Below are 13,590 nucleotides of genomic sequence, written 5' to 3'. Positions count from 1 at the left end.
ACGTTCTAGACCCAAGGCCCGCTTGCGGTTTTGCTCGACCCAGCGCCAAATCAAGCCGACGCTCGCCGAAACAGGAGCCTTCGCATGATCCTCTATGTCTTGGCCCTGCTGATTGGCGTGATCGCCGGCCTGCGCGCCATGACCGCTCCGGCCGCCGTCGCCTGGGGCGCTCACCTCGGACTGATCGACCTGCAGGGCACGCCCCTGGCCTGGCTGGGCGGGACAATCGCCACCTGGATCTTCACCGCCCTGGCGGTGCTGGAGTTGGTCGGCGACCAGCTGCCCAAGACGCCCAGCCGCAAGGTTCCGCCGCAGTTCATCACCCGCATCGTCAGCGGCGCCTTTTGCGGCGCGGCGGTCTGCCTGTCGTCGGGCGGCTGGATCGGCGGGGCCATCGCCGGCGCGGTCGGCGCGGTGATCGGCACGCTGGCTGGCGCGGACGCGCGCGGACGCCTGGCCAAGGCGTTCGGCAAGGACCTGCCAGCCGGTCTGCTGGAAGACGTCATCGCCGTCGGCGGCGCGGCCCTGATCGTCTCGGCCCTCTAGGCATGGCGACCCAGAGTTTCGACGCCATCATCATCGGCGCCGGCCAGGCGGGGCCTCCACTGGCCGAGCGCCTGACCAAGGCCGGCCAGACCGTCGCCCTGGTCGAGCGCAAAGACCTGGGAGGCACCTGCGTTAACACCGGCTGCATGCCGACCAAGACCCTGGTGGCCAGCGCCTATGCCGCCCACCTGGCCCGCCGCGCCGCCGACTTCGGCGTGACCTTGGGCGGTCCGGTCGGCGTCGACATGCGGCGGGTGCACAACCGCGCCCAGGCCGTGACCCTCACCGCCCGCGGCAATCTGCGAACCTGGATCGAGGGGATGAAGGGCTGCACTCTGATCGAAGGCCACGCCCGCTTCGAGTCGGCTGACACGGTGCGGGTCGGCGACGAGTTGCTGACCGCCCCGAAGATCTTCCTGAATGTCGGCGGCCGCGCCAATGCGCCGGACATGCCAGGCCTGGACCAGATTTCTTACCTGACCAATGTCGGGATGATGGCGCTCGACACCCTCCCACGCCACCTGGTGATCATCGGCGGCAGCTATATCGGGCTGGAGTTCGCCCAGATGTACCGGCGGTTCGGCGCCGAGGTGACGGTGGTCGAGATGGGTCCGCGCCTGATCGGCCGCGAAGACCCGGAGATTTCCGACGCCGTACGCGAGATCCTGGAAGGCGAGGGGATCAGCGTCCGGCTCAATTCCGAATGCATCAGCTTCGCGCCCAATAAGACAGAAGGGGGCGACGAGGGCGTCTGCGTCCATGTCACCTGCGAGGCCGGCGCGCCGCAGGTGGTCGGCTCGCACGTGCTGCTGGCCATCGGGCGCAAGCCCAATACCGACGACCTGGGCCTGGACAAGGCCGGGATCGATCTCGACAAGCGCGGCTATGTGGTCGTCGATGACCAACTGCGCACCAATGTCCCCGGCGTCTGGGCGATGGGCGACTGCAACGGCAAGGGCGCCTTCACCCACACCGCCTATAACGACTTCGAAATCATCGCCGCCAATCTGCTAGAGGGCGATCCACGCCGCGTGAGCGACCGCATCCCCTGCTACGCCCTCTACACCGACCCGCCCCTGGGCCGAGTGGGCATGACCGAGGCCGAGGTTCGCGCCACCGGCCGACCGGCCCTGGTCGGCCAGCGTCCGATGACCCGCGTCGGCCGAGCCGTCGAAAAGGGCGAGACCCTGGGCTTCATGAAGGTGGTGGTCGACGCCGAGACCCAGCTGATCCTCGGCGCGGCGATCCTCGGCCTGAACGGCGACGAGGTGATCCACGGGATGCTCGACCTGATGTACGCCAAGGCCCCCTACACGGTGATCCAGCGCGCGGTGCACATCCACCCGACGGTGTCGGAACTGGTCCCGACCATGCTGGGAGAGCTGAAGCCGCTGGTTTGATCCTCGACTGGGGACACGCACAAGTGCATGTCCCCGTTCTTACACCGCCGCGTTGTCCTTCAGCACGCCCAGCGGAACCACCGCCAGCATCTCCTCGTGGCTGGCTTCCAGCACCACCGGCGGGGCGACGCCGGCGTCCAGCGCTTCCTTCCAGCGGCCGGCGCACAGGCACCAGCGGTCGCCGGACACCAGACCCTGGAAGGCGTAGTCCGGGCGCGGGGTCGACAAGTCGTTGCCGGCGGCCTTGGAAAAGGCCAGGAATTCGTCGGTCATTACCGCGCACACGGTGTGCAGGCCCAGGTCGTGCGGCCCGGTCTCGCAACAGCCATTGCGGTAGAAGCCGGTCACCGGGTCGAGCGAGCAGGGCTTCAGCTCCTGGCCCAGGACATTCTTGGCGGTGTCGTCATAGCGCGTGGTCATGGCGTCAGCTTAACCCCGTTCTGGGGAATCTGGACACGGTTCTACCATCAGCACGCGTGACGTCTTCCGGCGCCGGCCACTTGATGCTTAAGAGGACGGACAAGACCAGGAATTCGAGCGGGAGCCTCATGTCCGACATCGCCCGGCCGCGCCGCAGCGCCCTCTACATGCCGGCCTCCAACGCCAAGGCGGTGAACAAGGCCCGCACCCTGGACGCCGACGTGATCATCCTCGACCTCGAGGACGCCGTGTCGCCGGACATGAAGGACGCCGCCCGCGAGGCCGCCGTGGCGGCGGTCAAGGCCGGCGGTTTCGGCCCGCGCGAGATCATCATCCGCACTAACGGCCTCGACACCCCGTGGGGCGCGGCCGACCTGAAGGCTGCCGCCGAGGCCGGCCCGGACGCGATTCTTGTTCCGAAAGTCAATGACGCCGCCGACGTCCATGCCTACCAGGCCGCCCTGCACGCCGCCCCGATCCACACCAAGCTTTGGACCATGATTGAGACGGGCAAGGCCGCCTTCCACCTGTGGGAGATCGCCGCCGCCTCCAGAACCACCCGCCTGACCGGCTGGGTGATGGGGGTCAACGACTTGGCCAAGGAGATGCGGGCCCGCCAGACGCCCGGCCGCGAGGCCTTTCTGCCGATCCTGTCGCTGTCGGTCGCCGCCGCCCGGGCCCACGGCCTGACCATCCTGGACGGCGTGCACAACGACATCGATGACCTGGAGGCGCTGGACGCCGTCTGCGGCCAGGCCGTGGATTTCGGCTTCGACGGCAAGACCCTGATCCATCCCAAGCATCTGGAAATCTGTAACCGCGCCTTTTCCCCCACGGAGGGCGAGATCGCCTGGAGCCAGGTGGTGATCGCCGCCTTCGCCGCGCCGGAGAACGCCGGCAAGGGCGCGCTGCGGGTCGAGGGCAAGATGGTCGAACTGCTGCACCTGGCTCAGGCCCGCCGGCTGGTGGCGGTGGCCGCCGCCATCACCGAACGTTCGGCGGCCTAGAGATCGAAGCCTGATGCGCGCGCTCCTGATCTCCCTCCTGGCCTTCGCCGCCGCTCCGGTCCTCGCCCAGGAGGCGCCGGTCGCGACCGCGCCCCCAGCCGCTTCGGTCGCGCTCCCCCAGGACCGCGCCGTTCCGGTCGTCGCCGCGCCGCCGGCCCCCGACACCGCGACCTCGGCCGACCAGGCCGTCGATCCCCTGGCCGACCTGATCGCCCAGAGCGGTCCCCAGACCACCGACGAGGAGGAGCCCGCCGCCCCGGCGCCCCTGCCGCCGCACAAGCCCACCGTCCTGCCGCTCCCGCCGCCCGAACCGCCGGTGGACGAAATCCCCGGCCATGCCGTGCCCCAGGGCAACTACGTGCCGATGGCCGAGGCCTATGACCTGCGGATCAAGGGCTCGATCGTCGCCGCCCAGGGCCTTCAGGGTCCGCTCGACGGCGGCTGGACCATTACCGGCCCGGACGGGACCACGCTCTACGACCTGCAGATCGTCGATGCGGTTGGCGGCTATGGCGCGCTGGAAGGCGCCTGGCGCGACGTCCGCCGGGTCGGGGCCGTCGGCTCAACGGGCCTGATCGATTTCGTCGACCGCTCGACCGGCGACTTCCTCACCCGATTTTCGCCGCGTCCCGGACAGCTGACGACCCTGGACCTGAGATCACGCGGCGACGGAGGCTGGGCGGGCAAACTGAACGAGAACGGCGTCGAACTCCCCGTCACCGCTCGCCGTGTCGCCCAGGCCACCCTGCCGGCGGGCTATGTGGCCCAGGGCCGAGGCCCGGTCATCTGGCCCCGCCCGGTCTCGGCCGCCCCGCGCGCCGCAGCGCCGGAACGGGCGGCGTCCTGCTCGATCCGGGGCAAGAAGGGCAAGGCCCTCAAAGCCGCCAAGGCCAGGTGCGCCGCCGTCGCCAAGAAGGGCGGCAAGGACAAGGCCAGCGCGGTCAAGGGCAAAAAGGGGGCGAAGGGCAAGGCCGTGGCCGGCAAGGGCAAGAGCTCGGCGAAGGGCAAGGCGACGGCGAAGAAGTCGGCGAAGAAAAAGAAGCGGTAGCTTATTTATCCGCTCATCCCGGCGAATGCCGGGACCCAGATGGAGGGGCTTTGTGGCGGACGCCAACAGCGCTAAGCCCCTCCAATCAGCCGGACCGCCAAAGGATCTGGGTCCCGGCATTCGCCGGGATGAGCGGATTTATAGGGACAACGCCGTCTTCGCCGCCGCAATCGCTCGATTGAGCGCATCTGGCGCATAGGCCACACCCGCCGAATGTCCCCACACCGGACCCGGCCAGGCCGGATCACCTACCCGCCGGCCTAGCACATGGACGTGCAACTGCGGGGTGACATTGCCTAGCGCCCCAACATTGAGCTTGTCGATCGCCAGGTCCATCATCTCCGCCACCGCGCGAACGGCGCCGCCAGCCTGGATGGCTTCCTCGATCAGCACCGCGCGGTCGGCGGCCGGCAGATCCTCCAGCTCCCGCGTTCCCTCGACACGCGGGATCAGCACCACCCACGGATAACGGGCGTCCAGCTGCAGGCGCGCATGGCATAGCGGCAGATCGCCCAAAGCGGCCGAAGTGGCCACGATGGCCGGATCGAGGACGAACTCAGCCACGTTTCGGAACCGCCGCCCAGTAGTCGAAGTCGAGGATCACGCCCGGCGCATAGACGCCGGCCGCGTCCTTGTCGGGGAAGTCGGCGCAGGGGCGATCGACCGTCGCCACCAGCCGCAGGCGTAACGCGCCGACCGAGCGGCTGAGGTCGGCCTTGTCGAGCACCTGGCTCCAGGCGAACACCGTGCCGCCGGCGAAATAGGGGCTGACATGGCGGCCGCCATTGATCGCCAGGATCAGGCCGGCGTTTTGCAGGCCGTTGAACGACAAAGCCTTGGCGGTCGAGATCACCACCCCGCCATAGACCAGCCGCCGGCCCGACGGGTCCTTAGACCGTTCGAACTGGTTGAAATGGACCTTGGCGGTGTTCTGCCAAAGGCGCGTGGCCATCTGCGCCTCGGCCTCCTCGACCACCATCCCATCGACATGGTCGATCTTCTCGCCGATCGCATAGTCCTCGAAGGCATGATGCGCGCCGGCCAGGGCGAAGTCGTACTTGCCGAAATCCAGGCCGGGCGGCGGCGTCAGGTGCTCGGCGGCCGCGGCGCTCGCCAGCACCGGCGTGACCTGCCCCTCGACCACCGCCGCCGGATCGCGCTTGCGCACCATCACCCAGCGCACATAGCTGAGCACCGCCACCCCGCGCTGGTTGGCGCCGGTGGTGCGGACATAGACGACGCCCGTCTTGCCGTTGGAGTTCTCCTTGAGCCCGATGACCTCGGACCGGGCCGTCAGGGTGTCGCCGGGATGGACCGGCGCTAGGAACCGGCCCTCGGCATAGCCTAGGTTGGCGACGGCGTTCAGGCTGATGTCGGGCACGGTCTTGCCGAACACGATGTGGAAGGCGATCAGGGGATCGACCGGCGCGGCGGAGAGCCCGCAATCGGTGGCGAAAACGTCCGACGAGAACAGCGCGAAACGCGGTCCGTACAGCGCCGTATACAGCGCCACATCCCCCGCCGTGACGGTGCGCGGGGTGGCGTGGACAATCACCTGGCCCAGGCGGAAGTCCTCGAAATAGTTCCCCGGATCGGTCTTGCTCATCCCCGCGTCTCCCCAACGGCGTCACGAGCCGTTGTTCACACAGTCTTGCCGCACTGCGGCGAAACGGGAAAGGGGGCTTGAGGCCGGGCCGTTGCGGGCGTAGACCGCGCCCGACATTTCTCGTCCACAGCCTTGATGGAGACCCCATGGCTCGCGCGAAGATCGCCCTCATCGGCGCCGGCATGATCGGCGGCACCCTGGCCCATATCGCGGCGCGCGAAGAGCTGGGCGACGTGATTCTGTTCGACATCGCCGAGGGCACGCCCCAGGGCAAGTCGCTCGACATCGCAGAAGCCTCGGCCGTGTTCGGCAAGGACGTCGTCCTGAAGGGCGCCAATTCGTACGAAGAGATCGCCGGGGCCGACGTCTGCATCGTCACCGCCGGCGTCCCGCGCAAGCCGGGCATGAGCCGCGATGATTTGCTGGGCATCAATCTGAAAGTCATGAAGGCCGTCGGCGAGGGCATCAAGGCCCACGCCCCCGACGCCTTCGTGATCTGCATCACCAACCCGCTGGACGCCATGGTCTGGGCCCTGCAGCAGTTTTCGGGCCTGCCCAAGGAGAAGGTCATCGGCATGGCCGGCGTGCTGGACTCCGCGCGCTTCGCCTATTTCCTGGCCGAGAAGACCGGCGTGTCGGTCGAAGACATCCACGCATGGACCCTGGGCGGCCACGGCGACGACATGGTGCCGATGGTTCGCCACTCGACGGTCGGCGGTCTACCGCTGCCGGAACTGGTCAAGCAAGGCTGGATGACCCAGGAAGAGCTCGACGGCATCGTCAAGCGCACCCGTGGCGGCGGCGGCGAGATCGTCGCCCTGCTGAAGACCGGCTCGGCCTTCTACGCCCCGGCCGAAAGCGCGATCGCCATGGCCACCAGCTACATCAAGGACAAGAAGCGCGTCCTGCCCTGCGCCACCTTCCTGACCGGCCAATACGGCCTGGAAGGCCTCTATGTCGGCGTGCCGGTGGTGATCGGCGCCGGCGGCGCGGAACGGGTCATCGAGTTCGAAACCAATGACGAGGAAAAGGCCATGTTCGCCGCCTCGGTCGCTTCGGTGAAGGGCCTGATGGAAGCCTGCAAGGCGATCGACAGCTCGCTGGTCTAAGCTTTTAGGGCTTTCGGATACGAGAAAGGGCGGCTCCTCGCGGGCCGCCCTTTTGCGTTGTGGCAAGGTTGGGGACATGCCCATGGGCATGTCCCCAACAGTGATTACTGCGCCGCCTCGCCGCCCTCTTGGGAAATGTCTTCCAGCGTCTTGCCGACCTGCTTGGCGCCGTAGTCCTTGGCCACGTCGCCCAGCGACAGGATGCCGGTCAGCTTGCCCGCGTCGTCGAGCACGACCAGGCGGCGGATCTGGTGGCTGGCCATCTTGGCGGTGGCGTCGGCCAGGATGTCGTCTTCCTTGACGCTGTAGACCTCGCCGTCGCTCATCGCCTCGGAGATCGGCGAGTCGAAGCTGCGGCCCTCGGCGACCACGCGCAAGACGATGTCGCGGTCGGTGACCAGGCCGATCACCTTGCCGTCTTCATCGACGATCGGCACGGCGCCGGTTTCGACATGGGCCATCACTTGGGCGACCTTGCGCACGGTGTCGGTGGGGGCGGCGGTGGAGACCTGGCCGGTCATCGCGTCGCTGACTTTCATGGGGAAGTGCTCCTGGAGGGAGTGAATGGGACCCTGACAGAACCCCGAGGCGAGCAGCCCGTTCCGTCGCGGCGCTTCCCGACGAACCCCGACGCAGGCTAAGTCCGCTCCACATCCAGGAGCTCCTCATGTCGATCACCATTCACCAGGCCAGCGTTCCGGTCTTCGTCCAGGGCCTCAAGGGCTTGAAAGGCGTGCTGACCAAGGCCGCCGCCCATGTTGACGCGAAGAAACTCGACCCCGACGCCCTGCTGAAGGCCCGGCTGTTCCCCGACATGTTCCCGCTGCTGCGCCAGGTTCAGATCGCCACCGACTTCGCCAAGGGCTGCGCCGCGCGCCTGGCCGGCGAGGAGGTTCCGGCCTGGGACGACGTCGAGACCGATTTCGCCGGCCTGATCGCCCGCGTCGACCGCGCCATCGCCTATGTCGAAGGCCTGGACTCCGCCCTGTTCGAAAACGCCGAGGACCGCGACATCATGCTGACGCGCCGCGGCGAGACCAGCGTGGTCAAGGGCCTGGCCTATCTGCAGACCCAGGCCCAGCCGAACTTCTTCTTCCACCTGACCACCGCCTACGCGATCCTGCGCAAGAACGGCGTCGAGGTGGGCAAGAAGGATTACCTCGGCTCCGCATGATGTGTCGGCGGCGACCCCTCAAGGCCGCCGCCGGAACGCCCACACCAAGGTCGCCATGGCCGTGATCACCCCGCCGACCGCCGAAAACACCACCGCCAACTGGCCCAATAACTGCTGATCCATGACTCCACCCACTGACCCCCCTACCAACGGCGGGCTACGGGCCAGAGTGACTCCACGGGACGACGACTCCGGACGTATGTTCCGCTTTTGTTCTCGTCCATTGAAGTCCTTTAAACCGCGACTCCAAACCACACCGATCGGCCGGCGAGGTAAACGCCCCTTAACCCTCTTGGCCCAGACTCGGCGGGTTCTACGAGTGCAAGGTGACTGTCCATGGCGCGAGCGGCGCGGCGATCGAGTGTTGGACTGGTTTGGGACGCTATCCGCTATGGCTGGAGCCAGCCCTGGTCGGCGCGCTTCCGGGGCGGGGTGGTCTGCGTGGTCGGGGCGGGTCTGCTGCTGTCGGTCGCCACCTACAACGCCACCGATCCAAGCCTGAACGCCGTTACCGGTCAGCCCGCGACCAACGCCCTGGGCGGAGCCGGCGCGGCCCTGGCCGACATCGTCATGCAGTCTCTGGGCCTCAGCGGCTGGGTCGCGGCCCTGCTGATGCTGGTGTTCGGCATGACCCGCGTCTCGCAGCCCGACCCTTCCGCCCATCGCGGCGATCTGCGGCTGCGCGCCCTGGTCGGCGGCCTGGGCCTGCTGGCCCTGGCCGGTCTTTTGGCCGCGCCACCCTATCCCGCCGCCTGGCAGTTGGCCCGCGGCCTGGGCGGGTTCTGGGGCGACGGCCTGCTGAACGCTGTGGCCGGCCTGCTGGCCTTCGCCCGCCTGCCCGGCGCAAGGATCATCGCCGCCCTGCTGCTGGCCCTCGGCGCCGCCGTGGCCCTGGGCTACGCCATCGGTTTCCGCCGCTTTGACCCCGACGCCATCGCCGAGACCCTGAGCGGCCTGATGCCGCGCGAACGGGCGCCCCTGGCCCTGGCCCCTGAACCGCAACCCGAGGCCGCCGCCCGTCCCCGCGCCCCGCGCCGGGCCGCGCCGGTGATCGAAGCCGACCCTGAGACCGCGCCCGTCGCGGCGCGCCGCGCCGCCAAGCCGGCCAAGGCCGCGCCAGCCCCGGCCGACGAAGACGCCTTCGCGCCCAGCTTCGAGCCCCGTCCCATGGCCATCGCCCAGCCCAAGGTTCCGGGCAGGGTCAATAGCCGCGAACAGCGCGAACAGCAGAAGGCCTTCGACTTCGAAGCCGAAGGCGGGTTCCAGCTGCCCGAGCTGGCCATGCTGGCCAAGCCCAAGCCGCGCTCGGCCGAGTTCGACGAAGAGGCCTTGCGCCAGAACGCCCGCCTGCTGGAAAGCGTGCTGGCGGAGTTTGGCGTGCGCGGCCAGATCGACCAGATCCGCCCTGGCCCGGTGGTCACCATGTACGAGTTGGTGCCGGCCGCCGGCACCAAGACCGCCCGCGTCGTGGCCCTGGCCGACGACATCGCGCGCTCGATGAGCGTCATCTCCTGCCGCGTCGCCGTGGCCCAGGGCCGCAACGCCATCGGCATCGAGATGCCCAATTCCCGCAAGGAAACGGTCTATCTGCGCGACCTGCTGTCCAGCGCCGACTATGACAAGGCCAGCCACGCCCTGCCCATGGCCCTGGGCGAGACGATCGGCGGCGAGCCCTATATCGCCGACCTGGCCAAGATGCCCCACCTGCTGATCGCCGGCACCACCGGCTCGGGCAAGTCGGTCGGCGTCAACGCCATGATCCTGTCGATCCTCTACAAGCTGTCGCCCGAGCAGGTGCGGTTCATCATGATCGACCCCAAGATGCTGGAGCTCAGCGTCTATGACGGCATCCCCCACCTGCTGGCGCCCGTCGTCACCGACCCCAAGAAGGCCATCGTCGCCCTGAAGTGGACGGTGCGCGAGATGGAGGATCGCTATCGCCGGATGTCGAAGATCGGCGTTCGCAACGTCGCGGGCTATAATGAAAAGGCCAACGAGGCGGCCGCCAAGGGCGAACATTTTGAACGCACGGTTCAAACGGGGTTCGATGATGGCGGCCGGCCGATCTACGAGACCGAGAAAATCCGTCCCGAGGCCATGCCCTATCTGGTGGTGGTGATCGACGAGGTCGCCGACCTGATGATGGTGGCCGGCAAGGACATCGAGGGCCTGGTCCAGCGCCTGGCTCAGATGGCCCGCGCCGCCGGCATCCACCTGATCATGGCCACCCAACGCCCGTCGGTCGACGTCATCACCGGCACCATCAAGGCCAATTTCCCGACCCGGATCAGCTTCCAGGTGACCAGCAAGATCGACGCCCGCACCATCCTGGGCGAGCAGGGCGCCGAGCAGCTGCTGGGCCAGGGCGACATGCTCTACATGGCCGGCGGCGGCCGGATCACCCGCCTGCACGGGCCCTTCGTCAGCGACGGCGAGGTCGAGGCCGTGGCCAAGTTCCTGCGCGACCAGGGCATTCCCAACTATCTGGAAGAGGTCACCGCCGGCGGCGACGAGGAACAGGAAGAGGCTGTCGAGGGCGCCTTCGCGGGCGAGGGCGGGGCCAACGACCTCTATGACCACGCCGTGGCGGTGGTCACCCGCGACCGCAAGGCCTCGACCAGCTATATCCAGCGCCGCCTGCAGATCGGCTACAACCGCGCCGCCTCCCTGATGGAGCGGATGGAAAAGGAAGGCGTGGTCGGCGCCGCCAACCATGCTGGCAAGCGCGACATCCTCGCCCCGCCGCCGCCGCCGATGTAGCCGACGATCGTAATGCTGACGGGGACATCCGCATTCGCATGTCCCCGACCGCGCGCCCTGAAACCTTGGCCGTTTAGCGGCGTTTCCCCTCGCCCGAACCGCCCGAACCTGAACAGCGCTTCATCCCAGCGCCTGAAAAGGGTCGCGCGATGGCCTTTCGCTGGTCGCAAGGGCAGGGCAAAGGTTGGAGACTAGGAGATCGCATGACCACCACCACCCCGACCCGTCGCTTCGTTCTCGCCGCCACTGGCCTCGGCCTGGCCGCCGCCATGGGCGCCGCCGCCTTGGCCGCCCCGGCCCCAGCCGCCCCGCTGTCGGCTCAGGACAAGGCGCTGGTCGATCAGGCCTCGGCCTATATCCAGACCCTGGGCTCGGCCAAGGGCCGCTTCGTCCAGACCGACGCGCGCGGAACCCAGACCCAGGGGACCTTCTACCTGCAGCGCCCCGGCAAGGCGCGATTCGCCTATGACGGTCCGACAGGTCTGCTGGTGGTCAGCAACGGCTCCAGCGTCAACATCTTCGACAGTCGCCTGAAGACCTTCGAAAGCTATCCGCTGAGCCGCACGCCCTTGGCCCTGTTGCTGGCTCGCGAGGTGCGCCTGGATCGTGGCGTCACCATCACCGAGGTGCGCAAGCTCAATGATGGCTTCACGATCGTCGCCCAGGACGCCAAGCACCAGACCCTGGGCCGCATCAGCCTGGACTTCAGCAACACTCCCGCCCTGATGGGCTGGACGGTCACCGACGCCAAGGGCGGCGAGACGCGCGTGCGGCTGGTGGATTTCGAAAAGACCTCAGGCCTGGACCCGAAACTTTTCGTGCTTTCCGATCCTCGCCGCCGCGTGGGTAAGCCCTAGTTGTATTTTGAGCGATTTAGCGCCTCGAAATGCGACAATTTGACAACATGCAAGTTGTTAACGCGATTGTTCTTGACTTAGGCCGTGGCCGTGGCAGATTTAACACGCATGGCGAAGAGCGCCCGACCCGCCCTTCGCAACCGTGCCGGATCTATCCCCTCCCGGCGGCGGCATGAGAGACCCAACTTTCGCCCGGACGCGTGATGCGTCCGGGCGTTTTTCGTTGCCGGCCCCCGAACTGAACCTCTAGAGGGAGCGGCATGCGCCTTCGTATCGCCACCTGGAACGTCAATTCCGTCCGCCTCCGCGCCGAGCAGGCTGCCCGTTTCGTCGATGAGCAGGGGCCCGACGTGCTGTGCCTGCAGGAGATCAAGTGCCAGGAGGGTGAGTTCCCGCGCGAAGCCTTCGCCGCCATGGGCCTGCCCCACCTGAAAATCATGGGCCAGAAGGGCTGGCACGGCGTGGCCATCGCCTCGCGCCTGCCGATCGAAGACTCACAGCCCCTGAACGCCTGCCGCGAGGGCCATGCCCGCTGCGTCTCGGGCACGGTAGCCGGCGTCGAGATCCATAACTTCTATGTCCCGGCCGGCGGCGACACGCCCGACCGGACCGTGAACCCCAAGTTCGACCACAAGCTGGACTTCTACCAGACCCTGACCGCCGAGATGCAGAAGCGCGACCCCAAGGCGCCGCTGATCCTGACCGGCGACCTGAACGTGGCGCCCGGCGAAAACGACGTCTGGAGCCATCGCCAGATGTCAAAGATCGTCAGCCACACGCCGGTCGAGCTGGAAGCCTTCGCGGGTCTCGTGGACTCGATCGGTTTCCTGGACCTGCCGCGCCTGGCCACGCCCGAGCCGGAAAAGCTGTTCAGCTGGTGGAGCTACCGCGCCGCCGACTTCCGAAAGTCCAACCGCGGCCTGCGCCTGGACCACATCCTGGCCAGCCCCGGCCTGCGCGATGCGGCTTTCATCGACGGCAAGGTGTCGTCGCGGGTCCACGACACGGTCCGCGAATGGGAGCGCCCCAGCGACCACGCGCCAGTGACGGCGGATCTGCTGGTCTAGGGCGGCTTTCTGGATCAGCGCGAGCTTCTGCTTTCAACCCGTTGCGGACCAAAGGAATCCCTCTCTCTTCGAGAGAGGGAGGGGCCCGCCGCGCAGCGGTGGGAGGGTGAGAGGTTACACCCTGTCTGATCGGAGCACGGCCAGGATGTCGTCCGCAGTGCCGCCGGGATCAGCCAGGACACGCTCGTTGTTGAATCTCAGAACCAGGTATCCGAACAGCTCAAGGGTCTGGGTGCGACGGGAGTCGTAACCCTCGCGTCCCGCGTGGGCGGCGCCGTCCAACTCGATGATGAGCTTGGCCGACTCGCAAACAAAGTCCGCGAAATAGCGGTCGATCGAGACCTGTCGCAGAAACTTGAACCCACCCAGCCGGCGGTTGCGGACAAGTTTCCACATGACCTTTTCGGCCAAGGTCTGGTTTTGGCGAAGACGACGGACGGTGGCGGTCGCATCCATGACGACAGCTTGAGCGGAGGCGTTGGGCGAGTTCAACGAGAGAAATCGGGATTTCCGGATGCGGTGAAACCTCTCACCCTCCCACCGCTTCGCGGCGGGCCCCTCCCTCTCTCAAAGAGAGAGGGGTTCAGGACGACCGA

At 67.6% G+C, this 13,590-nt stretch carries 14 protein-coding genes; 9 read left to right on the top strand and 5 right to left on the bottom strand.

Annotation, left to right across the window (positions count from 1 at the left end; all coding sequences use genetic code 11):
* Positions 1–84: 84 nt before the first annotated feature.
* On the top strand, positions 85–546 hold the full coding sequence (locus ACP696_RS10155; protein WP_426043753.1) for a DUF4126 family protein: 462 nt from the start codon (positions 85–87) through the stop codon (positions 544–546).
* A gap of 2 nt (positions 547–548) precedes the next feature.
* A complete protein-coding gene (locus ACP696_RS10150) occupies positions 549–1,946 on the top strand; it encodes an FAD-containing oxidoreductase (RefSeq protein ID WP_426010426.1) in 1,398 nt (465 codons plus the stop codon).
* Positions 1,947–1,985: 39 nt separating this feature from the next.
* Here the strand turns inward: ACP696_RS10150 and ACP696_RS10145 are convergent, their stop codons facing one another.
* Positions 1,986–2,366, bottom strand: coding sequence for a DUF2237 family protein (locus ACP696_RS10145; protein WP_426010424.1), 381 nt, complete (start codon positions 2,364–2,366; stop codon positions 1,986–1,988).
* A 128-nt stretch (positions 2,367–2,494) separates the two neighbouring features.
* Between ACP696_RS10145 and ACP696_RS10140 the strand changes: the two genes are divergently transcribed.
* Both ACP696_RS10140 and ACP696_RS10135 read left to right on the top strand, forming a co-directional pair.
* Positions 2,495–3,373, top strand: a complete 879-nt coding sequence (locus ACP696_RS10140) for an HpcH/HpaI aldolase/citrate lyase family protein (protein ID WP_426043752.1) — start codon at positions 2,495–2,497, stop codon at positions 3,371–3,373.
* 13 nt (positions 3,374–3,386) lie between these two features.
* The gene (locus ACP696_RS10135; RefSeq protein ID WP_426043751.1) at positions 3,387–4,421 is read left to right on the top strand and encodes a hypothetical protein; all 1,035 of its coding nucleotides are present in this window, start codon (positions 3,387–3,389) and stop codon (positions 4,419–4,421) included.
* A 138-nt stretch (positions 4,422–4,559) separates the two neighbouring features.
* Here the strand turns inward: ACP696_RS10135 and ACP696_RS10130 are convergent, their stop codons facing one another.
* Together ACP696_RS10130 and ACP696_RS10125 are read right to left on the bottom strand one after the other, a co-directional pair.
* Complete coding sequence (locus tag ACP696_RS10130; protein WP_426010420.1) at positions 4,560–4,985, bottom strand: HIT domain-containing protein; 426 nt, start codon at positions 4,983–4,985, stop codon at positions 4,560–4,562.
* Positions 4,978–6,027 (bottom strand): MaoC family dehydratase, encoded by a 1,050-nt coding sequence (locus tag ACP696_RS10125; protein WP_426010419.1) that lies wholly within the window; start codon positions 6,025–6,027, stop codon positions 4,978–4,980. Before ACP696_RS10125 ends, ACP696_RS10130 begins: the two co-directional genes overlap by 8 nt.
* Positions 6,028–6,173: 146 nt before the next feature.
* Here ACP696_RS10125 and mdh point away from each other — a divergent pair, with 146 nt between their 5' ends.
* Entirely contained in the window at positions 6,174–7,136 is a 963-nt protein-coding gene (gene mdh, locus ACP696_RS10120; RefSeq protein ID WP_426010417.1) for a malate dehydrogenase, read from the top strand.
* Positions 7,137–7,240: 104 nt separating this feature from the next.
* Here the strand turns inward: mdh and ACP696_RS10115 are convergent, their stop codons facing one another.
* The gene (locus ACP696_RS10115; protein WP_426010416.1) at positions 7,241–7,675 is read right to left on the bottom strand and encodes a CBS domain-containing protein; all 435 of its coding nucleotides are present in this window, start codon (positions 7,673–7,675) and stop codon (positions 7,241–7,243) included.
* Between the two features lie 128 nt (positions 7,676–7,803).
* Here ACP696_RS10115 and ACP696_RS10110 point away from each other — a divergent pair, with 128 nt between their 5' ends.
* The 4 genes from ACP696_RS10110 (at position 7,804) to xth (ending at position 12,994) form a co-directional block, all read left to right on the top strand.
* The gene (locus ACP696_RS10110; protein WP_426010415.1) at positions 7,804–8,310 is read left to right on the top strand and encodes a DUF1993 domain-containing protein; all 507 of its coding nucleotides are present in this window, start codon (positions 7,804–7,806) and stop codon (positions 8,308–8,310) included.
* A gap of 336 nt (positions 8,311–8,646) precedes the next feature.
* Positions 8,647–11,070: a DNA translocase FtsK gene (locus ACP696_RS10105; RefSeq protein WP_426010414.1), complete on the top strand. Its 2,424-nt coding sequence runs from the start codon at positions 8,647–8,649 to the stop codon at positions 11,068–11,070.
* 203 nt (positions 11,071–11,273) lie between these two features.
* On the top strand, positions 11,274–11,927 hold the full coding sequence (locus tag ACP696_RS10100) for an outer-membrane lipoprotein carrier protein LolA (protein WP_426010412.1): 654 nt from the start codon (positions 11,274–11,276) through the stop codon (positions 11,925–11,927).
* 260 nt (positions 11,928–12,187) lie between these two features.
* Positions 12,188–12,994 carry an exodeoxyribonuclease III gene (gene xth, locus ACP696_RS10095; RefSeq protein WP_426010411.1) on the top strand — a complete coding sequence of 269 codons (807 nt, stop codon included), beginning with the start codon at positions 12,188–12,190 and terminating at the stop codon, positions 12,992–12,994.
* Between the two features lie 114 nt (positions 12,995–13,108).
* On the opposite strand, the gene ACP696_RS10090 is transcribed toward xth, so the two are convergent.
* The gene (locus ACP696_RS10090; RefSeq protein ID WP_426010410.1) at positions 13,109–13,450 is read right to left on the bottom strand and encodes an endonuclease domain-containing protein; all 342 of its coding nucleotides are present in this window, start codon (positions 13,448–13,450) and stop codon (positions 13,109–13,111) included.
* Positions 13,451–13,590 lie beyond the last annotated feature (140 nt).

Origin of the sequence: Caulobacter sp. DWR3-1-2 (genome assembly GCF_049896225.1) — a bacterium.
Lineage (GTDB): Bacteria > Pseudomonadota > Alphaproteobacteria > Caulobacterales > Caulobacteraceae > Caulobacter.
The sequence above is the reverse complement of the archived record's forward strand: the minus strand, read 5'-3'. Positions and strand labels throughout refer to the sequence as shown.

Coding starts and splice junctions, on each gene's coding strand:
- ACP696_RS10155 (WP_426043753.1), top strand. CDS start 85: ATGATCCTCTATGTCTTGGCCCTGCTGATTGGCGTGATCGCCGGCCTG.
- ACP696_RS10150 (WP_426010426.1), top strand. CDS start 549: ATGGCGACCCAGAGTTTCGACGCCATCATCATCGGCGCCGGCCAGGCG.
- ACP696_RS10145 (WP_426010424.1), bottom strand. CDS start 2,366: ATGACCACGCGCTATGACGACACCGCCAAGAATGTCCTGGGCCAGGAG.
- ACP696_RS10140 (WP_426043752.1), top strand. CDS start 2,495: ATGTCCGACATCGCCCGGCCGCGCCGCAGCGCCCTCTACATGCCGGCC.
- ACP696_RS10135 (WP_426043751.1), top strand. CDS start 3,387: ATGCGCGCGCTCCTGATCTCCCTCCTGGCCTTCGCCGCCGCTCCGGTC.
- ACP696_RS10125 (WP_426010419.1), bottom strand. CDS start 6,027: ATGAGCAAGACCGATCCGGGGAACTATTTCGAGGACTTCCGCCTGGGC.
- mdh (WP_426010417.1), top strand. CDS start 6,174: ATGGCTCGCGCGAAGATCGCCCTCATCGGCGCCGGCATGATCGGCGGC.
- ACP696_RS10115 (WP_426010416.1), bottom strand. CDS start 7,675: ATGAAAGTCAGCGACGCGATGACCGGCCAGGTCTCCACCGCCGCCCCC.
- ACP696_RS10110 (WP_426010415.1), top strand. CDS start 7,804: ATGTCGATCACCATTCACCAGGCCAGCGTTCCGGTCTTCGTCCAGGGC.
- ACP696_RS10105 (WP_426010414.1), top strand. CDS start 8,647: ATGGCGCGAGCGGCGCGGCGATCGAGTGTTGGACTGGTTTGGGACGCT.
- ACP696_RS10100 (WP_426010412.1), top strand. CDS start 11,274: ATGACCACCACCACCCCGACCCGTCGCTTCGTTCTCGCCGCCACTGGC.
- xth (WP_426010411.1), top strand. CDS start 12,188: ATGCGCCTTCGTATCGCCACCTGGAACGTCAATTCCGTCCGCCTCCGC.
- ACP696_RS10090 (WP_426010410.1), bottom strand. CDS start 13,450: ATGGATGCGACCGCCACCGTCCGTCGTCTTCGCCAAAACCAGACCTTG.